This is a genomic window from Thiohalobacter sp. COW1, from assembly GCF_016629505.1.
In the GTDB taxonomy this organism is placed as follows: Bacteria; Pseudomonadota; Gammaproteobacteria; order Thiohalobacterales; family Thiohalobacteraceae; genus Thiohalobacter; species Thiohalobacter thiocyanaticus_A.
The window spans coordinates 3,103,661-3,123,926 of the sequence record NZ_AP024239.1 but is presented as its reverse complement, the minus strand read 5'-3'; the positions used below and the strand labels follow the sequence as shown (position 1 = coordinate 3,123,926).

Below are 20,266 nucleotides of genomic sequence, written 5' to 3'. Positions count from 1 at the left end.
CGCCCATGCGCCAGTCCCTGATCCTCGCCCTGCTCGCCCTGCTCGCCCTGCTCTCTGGCCCGGCCGGCGCCGCATCCTATGCCGATCACCCACAGGCCGACGCCTTCGTGCAGGAACTGGTCGCCGCCGGCTTCGAGGCCGACGAGGTACGCGGCTGGCTGCGCGCGGCGGAGAAGAAGCAGAGCATCCTGGACGCGATTTCGCGGCCGGCCGAGGCCAAGCCCTGGTTCGAGTACCGCCCCATCTTCGTCAATCGCGAACGCATCGAACTCGGCGCCATCTACTGGGATGAGCACGAGACCATCCTGGACCGGGTCGAGCAGGAACTCGGCGTCGACCCCCACGTGATCGTCGCCATCGTCGGCGTCGAGACCCGCTACGGCCGACACGCCGGCCGCTACCGGGTGCTGGATGCGCTGGCCACCCTGGGCTTTGACTACCCGCCCCGGGCCGACTTCTTCCGCAGGGAACTGCATCAGTTCTTCCTGCTCAGCCGCGAGGAAGGCATCGACATGGCCGATGCCCTGGGTTCCTACGCCGGCGCCATGGGCCATGGCCAGTTCATCCCCAGCAGCTACCGCCACTATGCGGTGGACTTCGACCAGGACGGCCAGCGCAACCTGTGGCACAGCCCCGAGGACATCCTCGGCAGCGTGGGCAATTACCTGCAGGTACACGGCTGGGAACACAGCGCGCCGGTGGCCATACCGGCCCGGGTCGAGGGCAAGGCACATGAGCAGCTGCTGGAAGCCGGGATCAAGCCGAGCGTCCGCGCCGACGAACTGAGCCGGTACGGGGTCAGCCCCCAGGCGGCCATCGCCCCGGATGCCGAGGTGGGCCTGATCGCGCTCGAGACCGCCACCGGCCAGGAGTACTGGGTAATATTCAACAATTTCTATGTCATCACCCGTTACAACCGCAGCCCGCTCTACGCCATGGCGGTACACCAGCTTTCGCGCGCCATCGCCGAGCGGCGCGAACAGGGACGGGTGCAGGAATAGCAAGCAGGATGGGTGAAGGCGCGCAGCGCCGTAACCCATCAACGACCGCCGGACAATGATGGGTTGCGCTGCGCTTCACCCATCTACGCAATTCAGGCCAGTCACACCGGGACCGATAACGGGATGCTGCACATGAGGAAACACACCATGTCCGTCACACGCCCTCTTCTCTATGGCCTGATCGCCCTGTTGCTGAGCGCCTGCGGCGGCGGGGCCTATGTCGACCGCGACGGCGCGCCCGGCCGCGATGTGGATGTGGCCGCCATCCCCGACGCCGTCCCGCGACATGAGCCCCGCAGCCGCTACGGCAACCCCGGTTCCTACGAGGTCTTCGGCAAGCGCTATTACGTCATGGACTCGAGCCATGGCTATGCCGAGCGCGGCATCGCCTCCTGGTACGGCACCAAGTTCCACGGCCGACGCACCTCCAGCGGCGAGCCCTACGACATGTACGCCATGACCGCCGCCCACAAGAGCCTGCCGCTGCCCACCTACGCCCGCGTGACCAACCTGCGCAACGGCCGCTCCATCGTGGTCAAGATCAACGATCGCGGCCCCTTCCACGAGGGCCGCATCATCGACCTGTCCTATGTGGCAGCGAAGAAACTCGATATCGTCGCCACCGGTACGGCCCCGGTCGAGGTCGTGGCCCTGAATCCGGGCCAGTCCGAACCTCAGCTGCGCAGCGCCAGCGCCGCCCCCCGGCCGGCAGTGCAGCCGGCCCGCAATGACAACCCCGATCTGTACCTGCAGGTGGGCGCCTTCAGTTCCCGCCACAATGCCGAACGGCTGAGCCACCAGCTGCAGGACATCGACCTGCCCGGGATCGAGATCCAGCAGGGCTACAGCGACCAGCGCCCGGTGTTCCGCGTGCGCATCGGCCCGCTCGCCAGCATCGAGGATGCCGACCGCATGGCCGAATCCCTGACCCGTTTCGGCATCCAGCGCCCCCACGTCGTGGTAGACTAGGGGCTCTCGCGACGTCGTCGCGACCGCCCCGTTATCAATGTCTGACCGGAACCGAAACGCCAAGCAATGATGAAATCCTTTCTGCACTTCGCCCACAGCTTCCTGACCCTCCTGCTCCTGCTGTCCTTCCAGACTGCCGCCGCCGCCCCCATGCCGGTGCCCAAGGCCCCCGAAGTGGGGGCCGAATCCTACCTGCTGATCGATCATCACAGCGGTCAGGTACTGGCGGAGAAGAACAGTCACAACCCGGTGGAGCCGGCCAGCATCACCAAGATGATGGCCGTCTATGTGGTGTTCAAGGAATTACAGAAGGGGGCCCTGAGCCTCGAGGATCAGGTCAGGGTCAGCGAGCGCGCCTGGCGCATGCCCGGCTCGCGCATGTTCATCGAGGTGGGCAACCGGGTCAGCGTCGAGGACCTGCTCAAGGGCGTAATCGTCCAGAGCGGCAACGACGCCACCGTGGCGCTGGCCGAGCATATCGCCGGCAGCGAGGACACCTTCGCCGAATACATGAACAAATACGCCGCGGACCTGGGCCTGGAGAACAGCCACTTCACCAACAGTACCGGCCTGCCGGACCCGGAGCATTACATGTCCGCGGCCGATATCGCCAGGGTGGCCCGCGCCCTGATCCAGGAGTTTCCCGAGCACTACCAGTGGTACTCGCAGAAAAGTTTCACCTACAACGACATCACCCAGCACAACCGCAACAAGCTGCTGTGGCGCGACGCCTCGGTCGACGGCATCAAGACCGGCCACACCGAGGCGGCCGGCTACTGCCTGGTCACTTCCGCCCAGCGCGAGGACATGCGCCTGATCTCGGTGGTGCTCGGCACCGGCAGCGAGGAGGCGCGCGCCGACGCCAGCCAGGCCCTGCTCAACTACGGTTTCCGCTTCTTCGAGACGCACAAGCTCTACGATGCCGGCGCCAAGCTGGTCGACGCCCGGGTGTGGAAGGGTGCCAGCGAAGTCCTGCCGCTCGGCGTGGAGACCCCGCTGTATCTGACCATTCCGCGCGGCCGCTATGAAGACCTGCAGGCCAATGTGCAGCGGGCCCCGCGCATCATCGCACCGGTCGCCGCCGGTGAACGCCAGGGCAGCCTGGTTATCAACCTGGATGGCAATGCACTGACCGAGGTGCCGCTGGTGGCGCTGGAATCCGTGGCCGAAGGCTCCTTCTGGCAGCGCACGGTGGATGAGGTGTGGTTGTATTTCGAGTGAGGCATTGCGTAGGCCGGATTGGCCAAAGGCATAACCCGACCTACATCACTCACTAATCCGTCATCCCGGCCTGCGCCGGGATGACGGACTAAGGCAAAGACTCCTCGTTCCTCACTGGACTTTTACATGCCCACCGTCTTCCTCAACGGCGAATTCCTCCCCCACGACCAGGCCCGCGTCTCCGTCATGGACCGCGGCTTTCTGTTCGGCGACGGCGTCTACGAAGTCATCCCGGCCTATGGCGGGCACCTGTTCCGGTTGCAGCCGCACCTGCAGCGCCTGGACAACAGTCTGCAGGCAGTACGCATCCCCAACCCCTACACCGAGCCGCAGTGGCAGGGCATCCTGGAGGAGCTGGTAGGAGAAAACGCGGGAACAGACCAGTCCGTGTACCTGCAGGTCACACGCGGCGTGATGGAGCGGCGGGATCATGCCTTCCCGGCGGATCTCAAGCCGACCGTGTTCGCCATGAGCAACCCGATCCCTGAACCGGATCCGGCACTGGCCGAACACGGGATCACCGCGATCAGCCTGGACGACATCCGCTGGCAGTCCTGCCACATCAAGGCCATCACCCTGTTGCCCAACGTGCTGCTGCGCCAGCAGGCGGTGGAGGCCGGTGCGGCCGAGGCCATTCTGCTCCGTGACGGCGAGGCCACCGAGGGCGCGGCCAGCAATCTGTTCATCGTCCGCGACGGGCTGTTGATCACGCCGCCCAAGGGCCCGCTGCTGCTGCCCGGCATCACCCGCGACCTGGTCATCGAACTGGCCGCCCGCCACGGCATACCCTACCGTGAGGGCGCCATCAGCGAGGCAGATCTGCGCGGCGCCGACGAGGTCTGGCTGACCAGTTCGACCAAGGAGATCATGCCGGTCACCACATTGGACGGCGTGCCGGTCGGCGACGGCCGCCCCGGCCCGCTGTACCGGCAGATGCACGGGATCTATCGGGAATACAAGCAGGCGGTGCGGGAAGGCCGGGCCGGCTGAAACCAGCCTGACATTACACAGCAGTCAGGATTATTGGCCACAACATCGAAGACGCCGTCATCCCCGCGCAGGCGGGGATCCAGAAACCGCGGCGGTATATGGATTACTCGCTGCGCTCGCCCTACGTACCCATAGAGCATAAAGGCCGCCGTGCCGGCGTTCAACGCGCTTCGCGCTTTTGTCCCGCTTGCGTGGGAATGACGGGCAGCGCAGGCCGGGATAAGCGCAGCGTTCCCGGCAACCCGCGCCGGGCCCGCTCACGCCGCCCGGCGATAGGCCAGCCGGTACAGCGCCGGCAGCACCACCAGGGTCAGCAGGGTCGAGGAGATGATGCCGCCGACCACCACCGTGGCCAGGGGCCGCTGCACCTCGGCGCCGATACCGACATTGAGCGCCATGGGCACGAAGCCCAGGCTCGCCACCAGCGCGGTCATCAGCACCGGCCGCAGCCGGCGCCGGGCGCCGTCGCGGATCGCCTGTTCCAGCGCCACGCCCTGGCGGCGCAGGTCGCGGATGAAGGCCAGCATCACCACGCCGTTGAGCACGGCCACGCCGGACAGGGCGATGAAGCCGACCGCGGCGGAGATCGACAGCGGCAGGTCGCGCAGGGCCAGCGCGGCCACGCCGCCGGTCAGCGCCAGCGGCACCCCGCTGAACACCAGGGCCGCGTCCCGGGCCGAGTTGAAGGCCATGAACAGCAGCCCGAAGATGATCAGCAGGGTCGCCGGCACCACCAGTGACAGGCGCTGCGTGGCCGAGATCAGCTGCTCGAAGGTACCGCCGTAATCCAGCCAGTAGCCGGACGGCAGCGCCACCTGATCCCGCACCGCCGCCTGCACGTCCTCGACGAAACTGCCCAGGTCGCGGCCGCGCACATTGGCGGTGACGAACACCCGCCGCTTGGCGTTCTCGCGGCTGATCTGGTTGGGGCCGGTGACGTATTCGATCGTCGCCAGTTCGCCCAGCGGTACGGCCTCGGGCGCGGCGGCGGCGACCCCGGTGACATCGGCATCACCGACCACCTCCGGATCGCGCTCCGCGGGCAGGCGCACCGGCAGCCGTTCCAGGGTGTTGGGGTCGGTGCGCAGGGCCTCCGGCAGCCGCACCACCAGGTCGAAGCGCCGGTCGCCCTCGAAGATCTGCCCGGCCGTGCCGCCGCCCATGGCGATGCGCAGGGTGTCCTGCACGTCGGCCACGTCCATCCCGTAATAGGCCAGGCGTTCGCGGTCCGGAGTGACGGTCAGCACCGGCAGGCCGGTGACCTGCTCGGTGCGCACATCGGCCGCGCCGGGCACGCCGGCCACCACCCCCTCGATACGGTGCGCCAGCTCGACCAGGGTGTCCAGGTCGTCGCCGTAGACCTTCACCGCCAGGTCGGCGCGCACGCCCGAGATGAGCTCGTTGAAGCGCATCTCGATGGGCTGGGTGAATTCGTACTTGTTGCCCGGCAGCTCGCTCAGCACCCGTTCCATCTCGGCCACCAGGTCGGCCTTGGGGCGACGCGGGTCCGGCCACTGCGCGCGCGGCTTCAGGATGATGAAGGTGTCGGCAACATTCGGGGGCATGGGGTCGGTGGCCACCTCCGGCGTGCCGATCTTGGAGAACACCCGCTCGACCTCCGCGAAGCGCCTCACCCGCGCCTCCACCTCCTGCTGCATGCCGATGGACTGCTGCAGGCCGGTGCCGGTCACGCGCAGGGCGTGGGTGGCGATGTCGCCCTCGTCCAGCTGCGGCACGAACTCCGCCCCCATGCGGGTGAACTGCAGCCCGGCCAGCAGCACCAGGGCGACGGCGGCCACCACCACCGGCAGGCGGTGACGCAGGGCCAGGTCCAGCACCGGGACGTAGACGCGACCCAGGCCGCGCATCAGGCGGTTCTCGCCCTCGGCAATGCGCCCGCGCACAAACAGCGCCACGGCGGCCGGCACGAAGGTCAGCGACAGGATCAGGGCCGCACTCAGGGCCATGACCACGGTCAGCGCCATGGGGTGGAACATCTTGCCCTCCACCCCGCCGAGGGCGAAGATCGGGACATACACGATGAGAATGATGGTCACCCCGAACACGCTGGGCCGGATCACCTCCACCGTCGCCTCGCGCACGACGCGCAGGCGTTCCTTCAGCCCCGGCAGGCTGCCGTGCATGCGCTGGTAGGCCGACAGGTGGGCCAGGCAGTTCTCCACGATGATCACCGCGCCGTCCACGATCAGGCCGAAGTCCAGCGCGCCCAGGCTCATCAGGTTGCCTGAGACCCCGGACTCCACCATGCCGGTGATGGTCATCAGCATGGCCAGCGGGATGACCGCCGCCGTGACCAGGGCTGCGCGCCAGTTGCCCAGCAGCAGGAACAGCACCGCGATCACCAGCAGCGCGCCCTCGGCCAGGTTCTTGCGGACCGTGGCGATGGTCTTGTCCACCAGCTCGGTGCGGTTGTAGACCGTATTGAGTTCGACGCCTTCGGGCAGGGAGGGCCGGATCTGGTCCAGCCGCGCGGCCGCCGCCTGCGCCACCTCGCGGCTGTTCTCGCCCTTGAGCATGAAGGCCGTCCCCAGCACGATCTCCTCGCCGTCGCCGGTGGCCGCGCCGGTGCGCAGCGGCTGGCCCAGCCGGACCTCGGCGAGCGCTTCCAGATGAATCGGCACGCCCTGGCGCTTGGCCACGGTGATGCCGCGGATATCCTCCATGTCGGTGAGCAGGCCGGGGGAGCGGATCAGGTACTGCGCGCCGTGACGCTCGATGTAGCCGGCGCCGGCATTGCGGTTGTTGCGCGCCAGGGCGGCCATGACATCCTGCAGGGTCAGATCATGGGCCAGCAACCGGTCCGGGTCGGGCAGCACATGGAACTGCTTGGTATAGCCGCCGATGGTGTTGACCTCGACCACGCCCTTTGTCAGCCGCAACTGCGGGCGCACGATCCAGTCCTGGTAGGTGCGCAGATCCATGGGTGTATGGTCGTAACCCGGCTGATTGGCGATGGTGTACATCAGGATCTCGCCCAGGCCGGTGGCGATGGGTCCCATGGCCGGTTCCAGCCCGACCGGCAGCTTGGACTTGACCTCGGCCAGGCGCTCGCCGATGAGCTGGCGCGCCCAGTAGATGTCGGTGCCCTCCTCGAACACCACCGTGACCTGCGACAGGCCGTAGCGCGACAGCGAACGGGTATAGTCGAGCTGCGGCAGCCCGGCCATGGCGGTCTCCACCACGAAGGTGATGCGCTGCTCGGTCTCCAGCGGGGTGTAACCCGGCGCCTCGGTGTTGATCTGCACCTGGACGTTGGTGATGTCCGGCACCGCGTCGATGGGCAGTTGCTGATAGTTGCGGATCCCGAGCGCGGCCAGCGCCGTGACCACGATCAGGACCAGCCAGCGCTGGCGCAGGGAAAGCGCAACGATATGATTCAGCATCATTCCCTCCTAGTGGGCGTGCGCCGCGCCGGACTTCTCGATGTCCGCCTTGACCAGGTAACTGTTGCCGGTCACGTACGCCGTGCCCGGCGCCAGCCCGTCGAGCACCTCGACCCAGCCGCCGCCGCGCCGGCCCAGTTCGAGCATGCGCACCTCGTAGGTCTCGCCGACGCGGGCATAGACGACGTCGAACTCACGGAAGCGCTGCAGCGCCGATTCCCGCACCGCCAGCGCCGCCTCGGTCTCATCGACGGTGACCGCACCGCGCACGAACTGCCCCGGGCGGAAACGGCCCTGCGGATTGGGCAGCACCACCCGGGCGACCACGCTCTGGCTGGCGTGGGCGGCCAGCGGCGATACCCAGTCGATCACCCCGTCGGCGTTGGCGCCGTCCAGGGTCTCGACCCGCACCGGCTGCCCGGGCCGGACCCGGCCGAGCGCGCGGCCGAACAGATCCAGCTCGACCCACACCTGCGACACATCGGCGATGACGAACAGCGGCGTCTCGCCGGTGTTCTCCCCCGGCTGGGCATCGCGCCGGAGCACGACCCCGGCGATCGGCGCCCGCACTGCGTAGGTCTGCAGGCTTTCATGGCTGCGGATGCGGGCCAGCACCTGGCCCTCCTCCACCGCTGCACCCAGCCCGACCTCGATCGACTCCAGCTGACCGGCATAGCGCGGCCGCACCCGCGCCAGGCGGTCGGGGTCGGTGCGCACCCGGCCGGTGACGGCCAGCCGTTCGGCGAGGGTCTGCGGGCCGGCCGTCTCCGTGACGATGCCCATCTCCTGCGCCAGTTCGGCGGGGATTCGGGTACGGCCCTCATGGCTGGAGTACTGCCAGTGATGCTGTTCACCGGCAATGACGGCATTCACCTCCACGTCGAAGGAATGCGGCTCGCCGACGCTCTCGCGACTGCGCAGGTAATCATCCTGCGGCATGAAACTGTAATACTCGATCTCTTCCCCCAGCCGGGTGAGCCATACCTCGACCTGCATGTCCTCCGGGGCCACGGGTTTTCCCGCATGCCGGGCATACACGTGAAACCGCGGCGGCACGCCCTGTTCGAACACACTCAGTTCGAGCCGGGTGTCGCCGGCGTGCAGCAGCCGGCCGCCGTGCGGGCCGGTTTCGGGCTCGGCAGCGTGCCCCTCGCCCCCCTCGGTATGGCCGTGCCCATGATCGGCCTCGCCGGCGGCATGCGCCGGCTCGTGCCGGGTCAGCCAGACGGCGGCGGTGGCCGTCAGCGCCACAATGGCAATGGTCAGAATCAGGTTTCGCATCAGGGTTGTACTCCAGCGTCAGGCCCGACGCCGATCAGACGGTCGAGCTCAACGCGTGACAGGTGATAGTCGGTCGCGGCGGCGAGCGCCTCGCGCCGCAGTTCCAGCAGGGTGCGGCGGGCCTGGGTCAGATCCAGCAGCGAGTAGCGCCCCCGGGCATAGCCGCGGCTGTAGTCATCCAGTACCCGCTCGGCGGCGGGGATGATCTCGCCGCGCAGCCGCAGGGTCCGCTCCCGCGCCTGCCGCAGTTGCCGGTGGATGGCATAGAGGGCGGCATGCAGTTCCAGCCGCTGCTGCTCCCGCTGCCAGGGTGTGAGCAGGGCCAGGTTGTCGGCCTCGGCCCGGTAGGGCTCGGCGCGCGAACGGCTGCCCAGCGGGATGCGGGCCGAGAACAGCAGTGCCGCCTCATCGCCCTCGCCCAGGTAGCGCAGCCCGCCGCCGAGCTCGACGTCGGGGGTCGCCCGCGCCGCGGCCAGCCGCTGGCGGGCCTCGGCCAGCCGCGCCCGGGTGGCGAAGCGGGCCAGGTCGGGGTTGCGCTCCAGCTGCGCGGCATAGTGGTCGAAGGGCTCGACCCCGGGCAGCCGGAACAGATCGGCCTCGGCGCGGTTGAAATCCGGCGTGGTGGCCGCCCAGTGAACGGCCAGCCCGAGCCGGGCGCTGTCCAGCTCGCTGTGCGCCTGCGCCAACGCCAGTTCGGCGCGATCCACGGCGATGTCGGCCCGCGCCAGGTCGGCGTCGGGACTGCGCCCGGCCTCTACCCGACGACGCACCGATTCCCGGTTGGCGCGCACCAGCTCCAGTTCGTCCCGCGCCAGCCCGACCTGCTGCTGCAGCCCGACCACGCGGACGAACTGCCGCGCCGCCGCAGCCAGCACATCCAGCCGGCGGGCATCCTGCTCGGTGCGCAGCTGCCCGAGCCGGGAGCGTGCCAGCTCGGCCCGATGACCGGGCTTGCCGCCTGTCTCCAGCACCCGCGACAGGCTCAGGGTGGCCTCCGGCGTGTCCATCCTCTCGAAGGGGCCGGTGCCCAGGATGTTCTCCAGTTCCAGGCCCAGTCGGTAGGGCGTGCCCTGCCCGGCCTGGCGGACCCGGGCGCCGGCGGCGCGCGCCTCGGTGTCGAACTGCTGCAGCTGCGGGTTGCGGGCCAGCACCCGGCCGACCACCTGCTCCAGCCGCAACCCGGCATCGGCCTGTGTCGCCGCGACCGGCGTCATGGCGACCAGCAGGCAGGCGCCCAGCAGTGGCGCAACAATGGCATTTTTCATGGATATGACTCCGTCTGTCCGGCTCGTTCGAGCCGACGCGCCGTGCAGCGGACACGAATGCCCGCGCCGGCTCACGCGACCAGGGTTATAACGGGAACGGAATCAGGAACGCGGCGGTGCGCGCAGGGGGGGCAGCAATGCAGCCGGATGGGCGTGTGGCGGCGTGACCGAACGGGCCGGGGCATGATCCGGCCGCGTCAGGGACAACGGCAGCAGCAGGAGCAGCACCAGCAGCAGAGCCGCTGCCGGCTCCAGCGGATCGGTGAGCTTCTTGACCAGGGTGTCCCCGCCCATGTCGACCACGTGGCGATGTTCGCCCACATGGTCGGGATCCAGGGCGAAATGGGCATGCACCCCGTGCTCCGCGGCCGCATGCCCGTCCGCCGGCGCGTGATACACATGCAGATGGGCCGGCAGCAGCGACAGACACAGGAAGGCCGCGATCATGCACAGGATGATCAGCGGGTGTCTGCGTGCCATGTGTCGCCAGTAGTGCATAGCGGTTTCAGCCTACCGGCCGCGGGCCCTGGAAACAAGGGGAAAGGCAGGCAGTCGCCATAGGACAGCGGCGCACCCCGCCCCCGGCCATGCACGGATTGCCGGAAACGCTGCGCGTATCCCGGCTTGCACAACCATCCGTCATTCCCGCGAAGGCAGGAATCCACGGCTCGGAGAACTCACAAACATGGATCCCCGCCTTCGCGGGGATAACGCGGCTGAAGTAAGCGAGGTCACGAATTTCTCCGGGCTTTCGGAGTCGGAAGCCTTCCGAACCGGGTCTGAAAACCCGCGCGGTTTCGCGATATACTTCCAAGCATGGATTCCGACGACGAAACCCTGCTGGAATTCCCCTGCGATTTCCCCATCAAGGCCATGGGCGCCTGGACCGAGGAGTTCGAGGGTCTGGTGGTCAGCCTGGTGCGGCGCCACGTGCCGGACCTCGGCGAGGGCGCGGTGCGCACCCAGGCCTCGGCCAAGGGCAACTACCTTTCCGTAACCGTCACGGTGCGCGCCACCAGCAAGGACCAGCTCGATGCCATCTATCGCGAACTGACCGCGGCCGATGAAATCGTGATGGTCTTATGACCTCAGTGGACAAGCTGATCGTGCGCGACCTGGGCCTGCGCGACTATGAACCGGTCTGGCGGGCAATGCAGGACTTCACCGCCAACCGCGGCCCCAACACACCCGACGAGCTCTGGCTGGTCCAGCACCCGCCGGTGTTCACCCTGGGCCAGGCGGCGAAGCCGGAGCATCTGCTCGCCCCCGGCGACATCCCGGTGGTGCAGATCGACCGCGGCGGTCAGGTGACCTACCACGGCCCGGGCCAGCTGGTGGCCTACCTGCTGGCAGACATCCGCCGCCGCGGGCTCGGCGTGCAGGCCCTGGTGCGCAAGCTGGAACAGGCCATCATCGAGGTGCTGGCGGGTTACGGCATCGAGGCCTGGGCCGATCGCGAGGCCCCCGGGGTCTATGTCGAGGCCGGCAAGATCGCCGCCCTGGGCCTGCGCATCAAGCGCGGCGGCAGTTATCACGGCCTGGCCTTCAACCTCGACATGGACCTGGAACCCTTCTCCCGCATCAACCCCTGCGGCCACCCCGGCATGGCCGTTACTCAGTTGAAAAACCTTGGGATTTCCCATGATATCCACAGGGTGGCGGCGGACCTGGTCTCGCAAATCACCCGTGAAATGGGCTACACTGGGGCCTCCTCCGATTGAGCAACACCCCGCCCCGCCGCGGGAATCGGCAATTTTTCTCCCCGTACATCAGGTAGTCAGCAGATGAACGAGACCCCGATCAAGCGCCAGCGCGGCGCCGACAAGACCGCCCGCATCCCGATCAAGATCGAGCCGACCGAGAAGCCGCTGCGCAAGCCCAAATGGATCCGCGCCAAATCCCCGGCCGGCCCCGAGGTGCAGCGGCTCAAGCAGGTGCTGCGCGACAACCGCCTCTACACCGTGTGCGAGGAGGCCTCCTGCCCCAACCTGGGCGAGTGCTTCGGCCACGGCACGGCGACCTTCATGATCATGGGCGACATCTGCACCCGGCGCTGCCCCTTCTGCGACGTCTCCCACGGCCGGCCCGATCCGCTGGATACCGAGGAGCCGCTCAACCTGGCCCGCACCATCAAGGCCATGGGCCTGAACTATGTGGTCATCACCTCGGTCGACCGCGACGACCTGCGCGACGGCGGCGCCGGCCACTTCGTCGCCTGCATCGGGGCGGTGCGCGAACATAACCCGCAGACCACGGTCGAGGTGCTGGTGCCGGATTTCCGCGGCCGCATGGACCGGGCGCTGGACATCTTCACCCAGGCGCCGCCGGATGTGTTCAACCACAACCTGGAGACGGTGCCGCGCCTGTACAAGAAGGCCCGCCCCGGCGCCGACTACCAGTGGTCGCTGGATCTGCTGCAGAAGTTCAAGGCCACCCATCCGCAGGTGCCGACCAAGTCCGGCCTGATGCTGGGCCTGGGCGAGGCATTCGACGAGGTGGTCGAGGTGATGCGCGACCTGCGCGCCCACGACTGCGACATGCTCACCCTGGGCCAGTACCTGCAGCCCAGCCTGCACCACCTGCCGGTGGATCGCTTCGTCACTCCCGAGGAGTTCGACCGCCTGGGTGAAGTGGCGCGTGAGTTGGGCTTCAAGCAGGTCGCCAGCGGCCCGATGGTGCGCTCCTCCTATCACGCCGATCAGCAGGCGGCGGGCACCTTCAGCAGTTAAAGCCCGCCTGACCCGAATGGCACTTACTTCAAATGACGGGTGCAAACCGGGTTAAGCAAGCGCCATTCCTGCCTGACCCCGGTGTCCGCCCCTGTCCGGCGGGCATGGAATCATCTCTGTGCCCCACACCCGCCGCGCATCACAGGGATTTCCCGCTGCCGTGGAACAATTGTGCGACGACCGTTGCATTTCGTGATATTTGTCATACTCATGCAACACCTGACAGGGATATATTCCAGTTCCATACATTAATCATTGGAGCAGGAAGCCATGGAGCACCGCTTTGGTCGCCGGCACGACGTTCAACTCACCACCCGGATCCATCTCGACCAATCCCGCCCTCTGGTCGCGTTTACCCGCAACATCAGCCGTCATGGCCTCAACCTGCCCCTGACGCATCCCGACCTTGAGCCCCACCGCATGGTCGAGGTGACAATCTCCGATCCCGGCGAGGAACATCACTGGCGGACCCGCGCGCTGGTCATTCACAGTTCGGAGCGGAAAGGGACCGGCCTGGTGCTGGCGAAGGACCTGCCGGAGGACTTCTATCGCGATGTGACCGGTTTCGGGCGCAGGCTGCAGGGATAGACGTCCCGATACAGTCAAGAACGAAAACAATAAACGGGACAGGACAAGGCGCCCTGAATCCCGCAGAGAACAGGAATGGAACAGCGACCCGAAAACCGCACAGAGAAAAGAATCCTCAGGACCATGAATGTCGTCCTGCACAAGGGCGGCAACGGACTGCTCGGCGGCAGAATCCGCAATATCAGCGGCAACGGCATCTACATCGAACTGACGCCGGAACAACGGATGAAACCCGGCGACACCGTCAGGCTGGCCTTCAAGACCCACTTCGGTCTGCACATCGTGCCATCCCGCGTGGTGCGCGTGGATGACAGCGGCAGCGCCATGGCCTTCACCCGCAGGGACGAGCGGCTGACCGCGGCACTGGTAAGGTTGGCGCTTGAGGAATCCGATCGATCGTTGATATAGACCTGGTACCGAACGCTGTACATTTCATCGCCTTACCGATCCACACTGGCACCATCGAACTCATGCGTTCACGACCAATGAGTTCGAATTGAAAGCCCCAACCTTGTTTTTCACGACCACCCCCTTCGATTCACCCACACGACCTGCAGCTTTCAGTTTTATTTCAGCCTCGGCAGATATAGTGCAGCAGCAATCGAACCGACACCGGACGCCGACGGCCCATGCACTATCACCCTGCCCAGTTTCACAGCCTGCTGATCATCGCCTGTCTGGCGCTGGTGCAGCTGTTCGCACCACTGGTGCATGCCCATACCGGCGACAGCCGCCAGGCTGGTATGCATGTGCATGTTCCCGGCGCGTATCTGGGCAACATTGGCCCGGTACTGAGCGTCGACCCCGGCATCGAGGTCGGCATCGAGACCATGCGCAGGGAAAGCGGCAGCCTCACCCCCGGGCCGGACGCCTCGTTCCTGCCCGTTTCCCTCCCCGAAACGACGGCCCTTTCCGGTTCCGCCGCGCCCCGCATCACGCCCGCTCTCCATCCAGGGGAAAATCGGATTTACGACTCCAGGCCACCGCGCGGTCCGCCGGCTGCAGCCCTGCACTGAAACAGACACCCCGGAACACTTCCGCCTGAATCTTCAGGCATGACCCGAACTGGAGAGCATTTATGCCCATCCCACGCATGACTGCATGGGCTGTCGCATTCTGCCTGGCCCTGCCGCTCAACCTGGCGGCGGCCGAGCGAACGGATGCGCATACCGACACCCTGACACCGGATGCCGGCTTGAGCCTGCCGCAGGTGATCGCTGCGGCCATGTCCCGCCATCCCGATCGCGAGCTGCCGCAGGCGGCAACCCGGGAAGCCGAGGCCCTGTCCCGGCGCGGGGATGCCCTGCTTGCCGCCCCGCCCGCCGCCGCCGTGACTGCCTGGAGCGATCGGCCCACAAACGATCGTGGCGCGAATGAAGTCGAAGCCGGCCTGGAATTGCCGTTGTGGCGGCCGGGCGAGCGCGCCACGGCGCGTGATCTGGCCCGCCATGCCGGCGCCGAGGCCCGGGCCAGCCGGGAGGGCTTTGTCCTGACGGTCGCGGGCGAGATCCGCTCAAGCCTGTGGGACCTGGCCCTGGCCCGGACCCGGTTGCAACTCGCCCGGGCCACGCTGGCCGATGCGGAGCAGCGTGTAACCGCGGTCGCGAAACGGGTGGAGCAGGGTGATCTGGCCCAAGCCGACCTGCTGCTGGCTCGGAATGATCTGCTGGCCCAGCGCCGCCAGCGGATCGAGGCCGAAACCGAGCTCATGCATGCCCGGCGCAGCTACCGCATCCTCACCGGCCTGGACCGGTATCCACAGGATTTCACCGAGCAGCGTGTCGATCAGACCGGCATCACGGCCAGCCACCCCCTGCTGGCGGTGTATCGCGATCGGATATCCCGCGCCCGGGATGCCACGAGTACCGCCCGCCTGGAAGCGGCCGGCCGGCCGACGCTGTTCGTTGGCAGCCGACACGACCGTGGCAACCGCGGCGAGTCCTACACCGACAGCATTGCCGTGGGCATCAACCTTCCCTTCGGCGGCTTGGCACACCGGGACGCGGCCGCCGCCAGCGCCGCCCGGGAAGTGACCGATCTGCAGGCCGCGCGTGACCGCCGGCAACGGGAATTGCAAACGCAGCTGCATGAGATCGACCACCGCATCGAACAGCTGGCCGCATCCCTGCCCCTGGCCGAGGAACAGTCCCGCATCGCCCGGCGTCAGCTGGAAATGGCTGAACTGGCCTTTGCCCACAACGAGATGGACCTGATCGATCTGCTCAAGCTGCGCAGTTCGGCGCGCGAGACGCAGCAGGCCGTCGCCGAGATCCGCATCGAGCAGCAGCGCGTCATTGCGCTGTACAACCAGACCGTCGGAGTCACGCCATGAAGTCCCTGAGCCTGCTATTCATCTGCACCGTCCTGCTGCTGAGCCCCGTGATTGAGGCGGCAGACAATCATCTGCAACTCGCACCCGAGCAGATCGACGCTCTCGGCATCCAGACACAGGCGTCAACGGCTGTCGACGAGATCGGCGGCCGTACCCTGCCGGCGCGTGTGCGCATCCCGCCGGACCAGAACCATACCGTCACCTCGCAGTTTGCCGGCCGTATCGCCGCCATCCGGGTGGTCGAGGGCCAGCACGTCGAGGCCGGGCAGGCCCTGATCGAACTGAACAGCCCGGGACTGCTGCAGCAGCAGCGTGAGTACCTGGACGCGCTCAATCAACAACAGCTGGCACAGGCCGATTACGATCGCGATCACACCCTGTTCGCGGCCGGCATCATCCCCGAGCGCCGGCTCCTGAACACCCGGGTCAGGTTGCAGGCCGCCCGCGCTGCGCTGGCCGAGCAGGAACAGCTGCTCAGCCTGGGCGGGGTACACGAGGACGCCATCGCCCGGTTGCGAGAGACCCATCGGCCCCTGGCCAGCGTGACCCTGCATGCCCCCGTCACCGGCATCGTGACCGACCTGATGCCCACGGCCGGGCAGTCCGTGGAGGCCGGCGAAGGCCTGGCTCAGGTCGCCGCTGTCGACACCCTGTGGCTGGAGATCCGTCTGGCCGCCGAGCAGGCACGGGAACTGAAACCCGGCATGCAGATCCGGCTCAATGACGCTCCCGGCCTGGACGGCACCCTGCTGTCCATCGGCCAGCGTGTCGACCCTGCCACCAACACACTGAGCCTGTGGGCACGGCTGGACGGCGCTACCGGGGGAATGCGACCCGGGCAGCTGGTCAATGTGCGCATCGCCTCCGGCACGCATGAAAAGACCCTGAGCATACCGGCCGATGCGGTCTTCCAGCAGGGCGGCGAGGAATACGTCTTCGTTCGCAGCGACACCGGTTTCGTCGCCACCCGGGTCCGGGTACTCAGTCGCGACAACGACAGCGTGACACTGCAATCGGCCGGTCTCGGCACCGACAGCCGGGTGGCCATCAGCGGCATCGCCGCGCTCAAGGCCGCCTGGCTGGGCATGGGAGGGGGCGAGTGATGGCACGTCTGATCCAGTTCGCTCTGACCCAGCGGCTGCTGATGCTGCTGGGTGTGCTGCTGCTCGCCGGCGGCGGCTATGTCGCCTTCAAGGGCCTGCCCATCGACGCCTTTCCGGATGTCTCGCCAACCCAGGTCAAGATCATTGTCAAGGCGCCCGGCATGACCCCGGAGGAGGTTGAGGCCCGCATCACCGCTCCCATCGAGGTGGAGCTTCTCGGTATTCCTGACCAGGTGATGCTGCGCTCTGTGGCCAAGTATGCCCTGACAGATATCACGCTGGATTTCGCCGAGGGCACCGACATCTACTGGGCCCGCCAGCAGGTGGCCGAACGCCTCAACACCATCTGGGGCGACCTGCCGGAAGGAATCAGCGGCGGCATCGCGCCCATGACCACACCACTGGGCGAGATGTTCATGTTCACCATCGAGGGCGACGGCCTGTCACTGATGGAACGCCGCAACCTGCTGGACTGGACCATTCGTCCGGCCCTGCGCACAGTGCCCGGCGTGGCCGACGTCAATGCCCTGGGCGGCTATGTGCGCAGCTTCGAGATCGTGCCCGACCCGAACCGCCTGGCCGCCCGCGGCCTGACCGGCAGCGATATCGCCGACGCCATCATGGCCAACAACCGCAATGACGGCGCCGGCCGCATGAACGCCGGCGAGGAGGCGCTGCTGGTGCGTGCGGAGGGGCGTATCCACAGCCTCGACGACGTACGCAACATCGTGGTCAAGAGCGTGGATGGCCTGCCGGTGCAGGTCGCCGATGTCGCCGAGGTGCGCATCGGTGCGGTGACCCGCTACGGCGCCGTGACTCAGAACGGGGGAAAGGAAGCAGTGCAGGGCCTGGTGCTCGGCCTGCGCGGCGCCAATGCCCGCGAGGTGGTCGATGGTGTGCGCGCCAAACTCGCCGACATCCAGAGCGCGCTGCCGCAGGGCGTTGAGGTCAAGGTCTTCTACGACCGCGGCGATCTGGTCCAGCGCGCAGTACACACTGTATCCAGGGCGCTGATGGAGGCCACCGTACTGGTGCTGGTACTGCTGATGCTGTTCCTCGGCAATCTGCGCGCCGCCGTCACGGTGGCGTTGGTGCTGCCGTTGGCCGCACTCGTCACCTTCATCCTGATGCGCCAGTTCGGCCTGTCGGCGAACCTCATGAGTCTGGGCGGGCTTGCCATCGCTATCGGCATGCTGGTCGACGCCGCCGTGGTGGTGGTGGAAAACATCGTCAGTCAGCTGGCCGACACGAAGAGTGCGCGCAACCTGCCGCGGCTGCACCTGGTCTACCGCGCCGCCCGCGAGGTGGCGGTGCCGGTAACCTCCGGAATCGCCATTATCATCATCGTATTCCTGCCGCTGCTAACCCTGCAGGGCCTGGAGGGCAAGCTGTTCACGCCGGTGGCCCTTACCATCGTATTCGCCCTGGGCGGCTCGCTGCTGTTGTCGCTGACCGTGATCCCGGTGCTGGCCTCCTTTCTGCTCAAAAAGGTGAGCCACGAGGAACCCTGGCTGCCACGCAAGCTGCAGTCGCTGTACAAACCCCTGCTGGGCTGGGCCCTGAACAACAGCCGCATTGTCATCATCACTGCACTCGTGTTGTTCGTAAGCGCCGCGGTGCTCTATACCCAGATCGGCAAGACCTTCATGCCCACCATGGACGAGGGCGACCTGATCGTGCAGCTGGAGAAGCTGCCCTCGATCACCCTGGAGCAGTCGGCCGAACTCGACCGCCGGATACAGCAGGCCATTCTCAAGGCCGTCCCCGAGGTCGAGCGCATCGTTGCCCGCGCCGGCTCCGACGAGATCGGCATGGACCCGATGGGCCTGAACGAAACCGACAGTTTCCTGGTACTGAAACCACGTGACCAGTGGACGGTGACGAACAAGGCCGCGCTGAAGGACAGGATCCGCACCGTACTGGATCGCATCCCCGGCGTGAACTACGGCTTCACCCAGCCAATTGAGATGCGGGTCTCCGAAATGCTGACCGGGGTGCGCGGCGATGTGGCGGTCAAACTCTACGGCAGCGACCTGGAGGTACTCAATGCCAGGGCCGAGGCGATCGCCGCCGTACTGAAGACGGTGGCCGGCAGTTCCGATGTCTTCACCAGCCGCAATGACGGCATGCAGTACCTGCGCCTGGTCATCGATCGGGTCGCGGCCGGCCGGCTGGGTCTGGATGCGGACCGGCTGGAGACCCTGCTGCGCGCCCAGATCGAGGGTCGCCGCCTCGGCATCGTGCAGGAAGGCATCCAGCGCACCCCGCTGCTTCTGCGCGGCCCGGAAAACCTGCGCGACTCGCCGGTCCGATTCGCCGAACAGCAGATCGCCCTGCCCGACGGCCGGCTGGTGCCGCTGTCCTCACTCGCGTCCATCGAACGGGTCGAGGGCGTGGTCTCGGTGGCGCGTGAGCGCGGCCAGCGTTTCGTTGTGGTGCGCAGCAATGTCAGCGGCCGCGATCTGGTCGGCTTCGTCGATGCCGCCCGCCGGGCGGTAGCCGAGCAGGTGGAACTGCCCACCGGCTACTATGTCGAGTGGGGCGGCCAGTTCGAGAACCAGCAACGCGCCGCCGCCCGGCTGGGACTGGTGGTGCCTGTCTCCCTGGGCCTGATCTTCCTGCTGCTGTTCTCCACCTTCGGCTCGGTGCGCCAAGCCCTGCTGGTACTGTCCAACATCCCCTTCGCCCTGATCGGCGGCGTAGTCGCGCTGTGGCTGTCAGGCGAATACCTGTCGGTGCCGGCCTCGGTCGGTTTCATCGCCCTGCTCGGCATCGCGGTACTGAACGGGGTAGTGATGCTCACCTATTTCAACCAACTGCGCGCCCGCGGCCTGGCGCTGGCGGAAGTGGTAATCCAGGGGGCACTGCGGCGCCTGCGGCCGGTGCTGATGACCGCGACCATCGCCGCCTTCGGGCTGGTACCGCTGCTGTTCGCCACCGGCCCGGGCTCGGAGATCCAGCGACCGCTCGCCATCGTGGTGATCGGCGGTCTGGTCACCTGCACCCTGCTCACCCTGGTGCTGCTGCCCATTCTCTATCAACGCTATGGCGAATCGAGGAGCGATGCATGAACCCGGAACACCATCTGCTGGTCCTGACTGCACCGCCGGCACTGGAAGAGGCGCTGATCGACTGGCTGCTGGAACATGGCGAGGGCGCCGGTTTCACCACTCAACCGGTCAGTGGCCACAGCTCCCGCCACGGCCAGCTGTCGCTGGCCGAACAGGTCAGCGGCCGCCAACGCCGGGTGCAGTTCCAGGTCCATGCCGGATCCGAACGGATAGAACACCTGCTGCAGGGGCTGCGTCGCGATTTCAACGGCAGCGATGTTCATTACTGGGTTGCCCCGCTGGTGATGTCCGGCCACCTGGAGGGCTGAGCGG

The 20,266-nt window shown here is 67.1% G+C and carries 18 protein-coding genes; 14 read left to right on the top strand and 4 right to left on the bottom strand.

The features are described from left to right. Nucleotides 1–5: 5 nt before the first annotated feature. The 4 genes from mltB (at nt 6) to COW1_RS14785 (ending at nt 4,181) form a co-directional block, all read left to right on the top strand. The gene (mltB, locus tag COW1_RS14800) at nt 6–1,001 is read left to right on the top strand and encodes a lytic murein transglycosylase B (RefSeq protein ID WP_201344621.1); all 996 of its coding nucleotides are present in this window, start codon (nt 6–8) and stop codon (nt 999–1,001) included. A 147-nt stretch (nt 1,002–1,148) separates the two neighbouring features. Then, nucleotides 1,149–1,970 carry a septal ring lytic transglycosylase RlpA family protein gene (locus tag COW1_RS14795; protein WP_242466446.1) on the top strand — a complete coding sequence of 274 codons (822 nt, stop codon included), beginning with the start codon at nt 1,149–1,151 and terminating at the stop codon, nt 1,968–1,970. 66 nt (nt 1,971–2,036) lie between these two features. Further along, entirely contained in the window at nt 2,037–3,191 is a 1,155-nt protein-coding gene (locus COW1_RS14790) for a D-alanyl-D-alanine carboxypeptidase family protein (RefSeq protein WP_096367224.1), read from the top strand. A 126-nt stretch (nt 3,192–3,317) separates the two neighbouring features. Beyond that, on the top strand, nt 3,318–4,181 hold the full coding sequence (locus tag COW1_RS14785) for a D-amino acid aminotransferase (protein ID WP_201344619.1): 864 nt from the start codon (nt 3,318–3,320) through the stop codon (nt 4,179–4,181). Nucleotides 4,182–4,438: 257 nt separating this feature from the next. Here the strand turns inward: COW1_RS14785 and COW1_RS14780 are convergent, their stop codons facing one another. From COW1_RS14780 to COW1_RS14765, 4 genes are all read right to left on the bottom strand, one after another. Next, the gene (locus tag COW1_RS14780) at nt 4,439–7,585 is read right to left on the bottom strand and encodes an efflux RND transporter permease subunit (protein WP_096367633.1); all 3,147 of its coding nucleotides are present in this window, start codon (nt 7,583–7,585) and stop codon (nt 4,439–4,441) included. 9 nt (nt 7,586–7,594) lie between these two features. Next, nucleotides 7,595–8,866, bottom strand: a complete 1,272-nt coding sequence (locus tag COW1_RS14775; RefSeq protein WP_201344618.1) for an efflux RND transporter periplasmic adaptor subunit — start codon at nt 8,864–8,866, stop codon at nt 7,595–7,597. Continuing rightward, on the bottom strand, nt 8,866–10,131 hold the full coding sequence (locus tag COW1_RS14770) for a TolC family protein (RefSeq protein ID WP_201344617.1): 1,266 nt from the start codon (nt 10,129–10,131) through the stop codon (nt 8,866–8,868). The genes COW1_RS14775 and COW1_RS14770 overlap by 1 nt, the downstream gene beginning before the upstream one ends. 102 nt (nt 10,132–10,233) lie before the next feature. Beyond that, a complete protein-coding gene (locus COW1_RS14765; RefSeq protein WP_157745702.1) occupies nt 10,234–10,611 on the bottom strand; it encodes a hypothetical protein in 378 nt (125 codons plus the stop codon). A gap of 336 nt (nt 10,612–10,947) precedes the next feature. Between COW1_RS14765 and COW1_RS14760 the strand changes: the two genes are divergently transcribed. The 10 genes from COW1_RS14760 (at nt 10,948) to COW1_RS14715 (ending at nt 20,262) form a co-directional block, all read left to right on the top strand. Then, nucleotides 10,948–11,217, top strand: a complete 270-nt coding sequence (locus COW1_RS14760) for a YbeD family protein (RefSeq protein ID WP_096367229.1) — start codon at nt 10,948–10,950, stop codon at nt 11,215–11,217. Further along, the gene (gene lipB, locus COW1_RS14755) at nt 11,214–11,852 is read left to right on the top strand and encodes a lipoyl(octanoyl) transferase LipB (RefSeq protein WP_201344616.1); all 639 of its coding nucleotides are present in this window, start codon (nt 11,214–11,216) and stop codon (nt 11,850–11,852) included. Before COW1_RS14760 ends, lipB begins: the two co-directional genes overlap by 4 nt. Before the next feature lie 63 nt (nt 11,853–11,915). Then, the gene (gene lipA / locus COW1_RS14750; RefSeq protein WP_096367231.1) at nt 11,916–12,860 is read left to right on the top strand and encodes a lipoyl synthase; all 945 of its coding nucleotides are present in this window, start codon (nt 11,916–11,918) and stop codon (nt 12,858–12,860) included. A gap of 270 nt (nt 12,861–13,130) precedes the next feature. Then, nucleotides 13,131–13,448, top strand: coding sequence for a PilZ domain-containing protein (locus tag COW1_RS14745; protein ID WP_201344615.1), 318 nt, complete (start codon nt 13,131–13,133; stop codon nt 13,446–13,448). Between the two features lie 75 nt (nt 13,449–13,523). Continuing rightward, the gene (locus COW1_RS14740; protein WP_255534225.1) at nt 13,524–13,856 is read left to right on the top strand and encodes a PilZ domain-containing protein; all 333 of its coding nucleotides are present in this window, start codon (nt 13,524–13,526) and stop codon (nt 13,854–13,856) included. 221 nt (nt 13,857–14,077) lie between these two features. Beyond that, entirely contained in the window at nt 14,078–14,464 is a 387-nt protein-coding gene (locus COW1_RS14735) for a hypothetical protein (protein WP_201344613.1), read from the top strand. 77 nt (nt 14,465–14,541) lie between these two features. Beyond that, nucleotides 14,542–15,780: a TolC family protein gene (locus tag COW1_RS14730; RefSeq protein ID WP_201344612.1), complete on the top strand. Its 1,239-nt coding sequence runs from the start codon at nt 14,542–14,544 to the stop codon at nt 15,778–15,780. After that, on the top strand, nt 15,777–16,883 hold the full coding sequence (locus tag COW1_RS14725; protein WP_201344611.1) for an efflux RND transporter periplasmic adaptor subunit: 1,107 nt from the start codon (nt 15,777–15,779) through the stop codon (nt 16,881–16,883). The genes COW1_RS14730 and COW1_RS14725 overlap by 4 nt, the downstream gene beginning before the upstream one ends. Further along, entirely contained in the window at nt 16,883–19,954 is a 3,072-nt protein-coding gene (locus tag COW1_RS14720) for an efflux RND transporter permease subunit (RefSeq protein WP_370590871.1), read from the top strand. Before COW1_RS14725 ends, COW1_RS14720 begins: the two co-directional genes overlap by 1 nt. Further along, on the top strand, nt 19,951–20,262 hold the full coding sequence (locus tag COW1_RS14715) for a DUF3240 family protein (protein ID WP_201344609.1): 312 nt from the start codon (nt 19,951–19,953) through the stop codon (nt 20,260–20,262). Before COW1_RS14720 ends, COW1_RS14715 begins: the two co-directional genes overlap by 4 nt. Nucleotides 20,263–20,266: the final 4 nt, after the last annotated feature.

Excerpts from the sequence above, each read along its gene's own strand:
- lipB (WP_201344616.1), top strand. The coding sequence starts at position 11,214 with ATGACCTCAGTGGACAAGCTGATCGTGCGCGACCTGGGCCTGCGCGAC.
- COW1_RS14735 (WP_201344613.1), top strand. The coding sequence starts at position 14,078 with ATGCACTATCACCCTGCCCAGTTTCACAGCCTGCTGATCATCGCCTGT.
- COW1_RS14785 (WP_201344619.1), top strand. The coding sequence starts at position 3,318 with ATGCCCACCGTCTTCCTCAACGGCGAATTCCTCCCCCACGACCAGGCC.
- COW1_RS14765 (WP_157745702.1), bottom strand. The coding sequence starts at position 10,611 with ATGGCACGCAGACACCCGCTGATCATCCTGTGCATGATCGCGGCCTTC.
- COW1_RS14775 (WP_201344618.1), bottom strand. The coding sequence starts at position 8,866 with ATGCGAAACCTGATTCTGACCATTGCCATTGTGGCGCTGACGGCCACC.
- COW1_RS14720 (WP_370590871.1), top strand. The coding sequence starts at position 16,883 with ATGGCACGTCTGATCCAGTTCGCTCTGACCCAGCGGCTGCTGATGCTG.
- COW1_RS14760 (WP_096367229.1), top strand. The coding sequence starts at position 10,948 with ATGGATTCCGACGACGAAACCCTGCTGGAATTCCCCTGCGATTTCCCC.
- COW1_RS14795 (WP_242466446.1), top strand. The coding sequence starts at position 1,149 with ATGTCCGTCACACGCCCTCTTCTCTATGGCCTGATCGCCCTGTTGCTG.
- COW1_RS14725 (WP_201344611.1), top strand. The coding sequence starts at position 15,777 with ATGAAGTCCCTGAGCCTGCTATTCATCTGCACCGTCCTGCTGCTGAGC.
- COW1_RS14745 (WP_201344615.1), top strand. The coding sequence starts at position 13,131 with ATGGAGCACCGCTTTGGTCGCCGGCACGACGTTCAACTCACCACCCGG.
- COW1_RS14740 (WP_255534225.1), top strand. The coding sequence starts at position 13,524 with ATGGAACAGCGACCCGAAAACCGCACAGAGAAAAGAATCCTCAGGACC.
- mltB (WP_201344621.1), top strand. The coding sequence starts at position 6 with ATGCGCCAGTCCCTGATCCTCGCCCTGCTCGCCCTGCTCGCCCTGCTC.
- COW1_RS14730 (WP_201344612.1), top strand. The coding sequence starts at position 14,542 with ATGACTGCATGGGCTGTCGCATTCTGCCTGGCCCTGCCGCTCAACCTG.
- COW1_RS14790 (WP_096367224.1), top strand. The coding sequence starts at position 2,037 with ATGATGAAATCCTTTCTGCACTTCGCCCACAGCTTCCTGACCCTCCTG.
- COW1_RS14770 (WP_201344617.1), bottom strand. The coding sequence starts at position 10,131 with ATGAAAAATGCCATTGTTGCGCCACTGCTGGGCGCCTGCCTGCTGGTC.
- COW1_RS14715 (WP_201344609.1), top strand. The coding sequence starts at position 19,951 with ATGAACCCGGAACACCATCTGCTGGTCCTGACTGCACCGCCGGCACTG.
- COW1_RS14780 (WP_096367633.1), bottom strand. The coding sequence starts at position 7,585 with ATGCTGAATCATATCGTTGCGCTTTCCCTGCGCCAGCGCTGGCTGGTC.
- lipA (WP_096367231.1), top strand. The coding sequence starts at position 11,916 with ATGAACGAGACCCCGATCAAGCGCCAGCGCGGCGCCGACAAGACCGCC.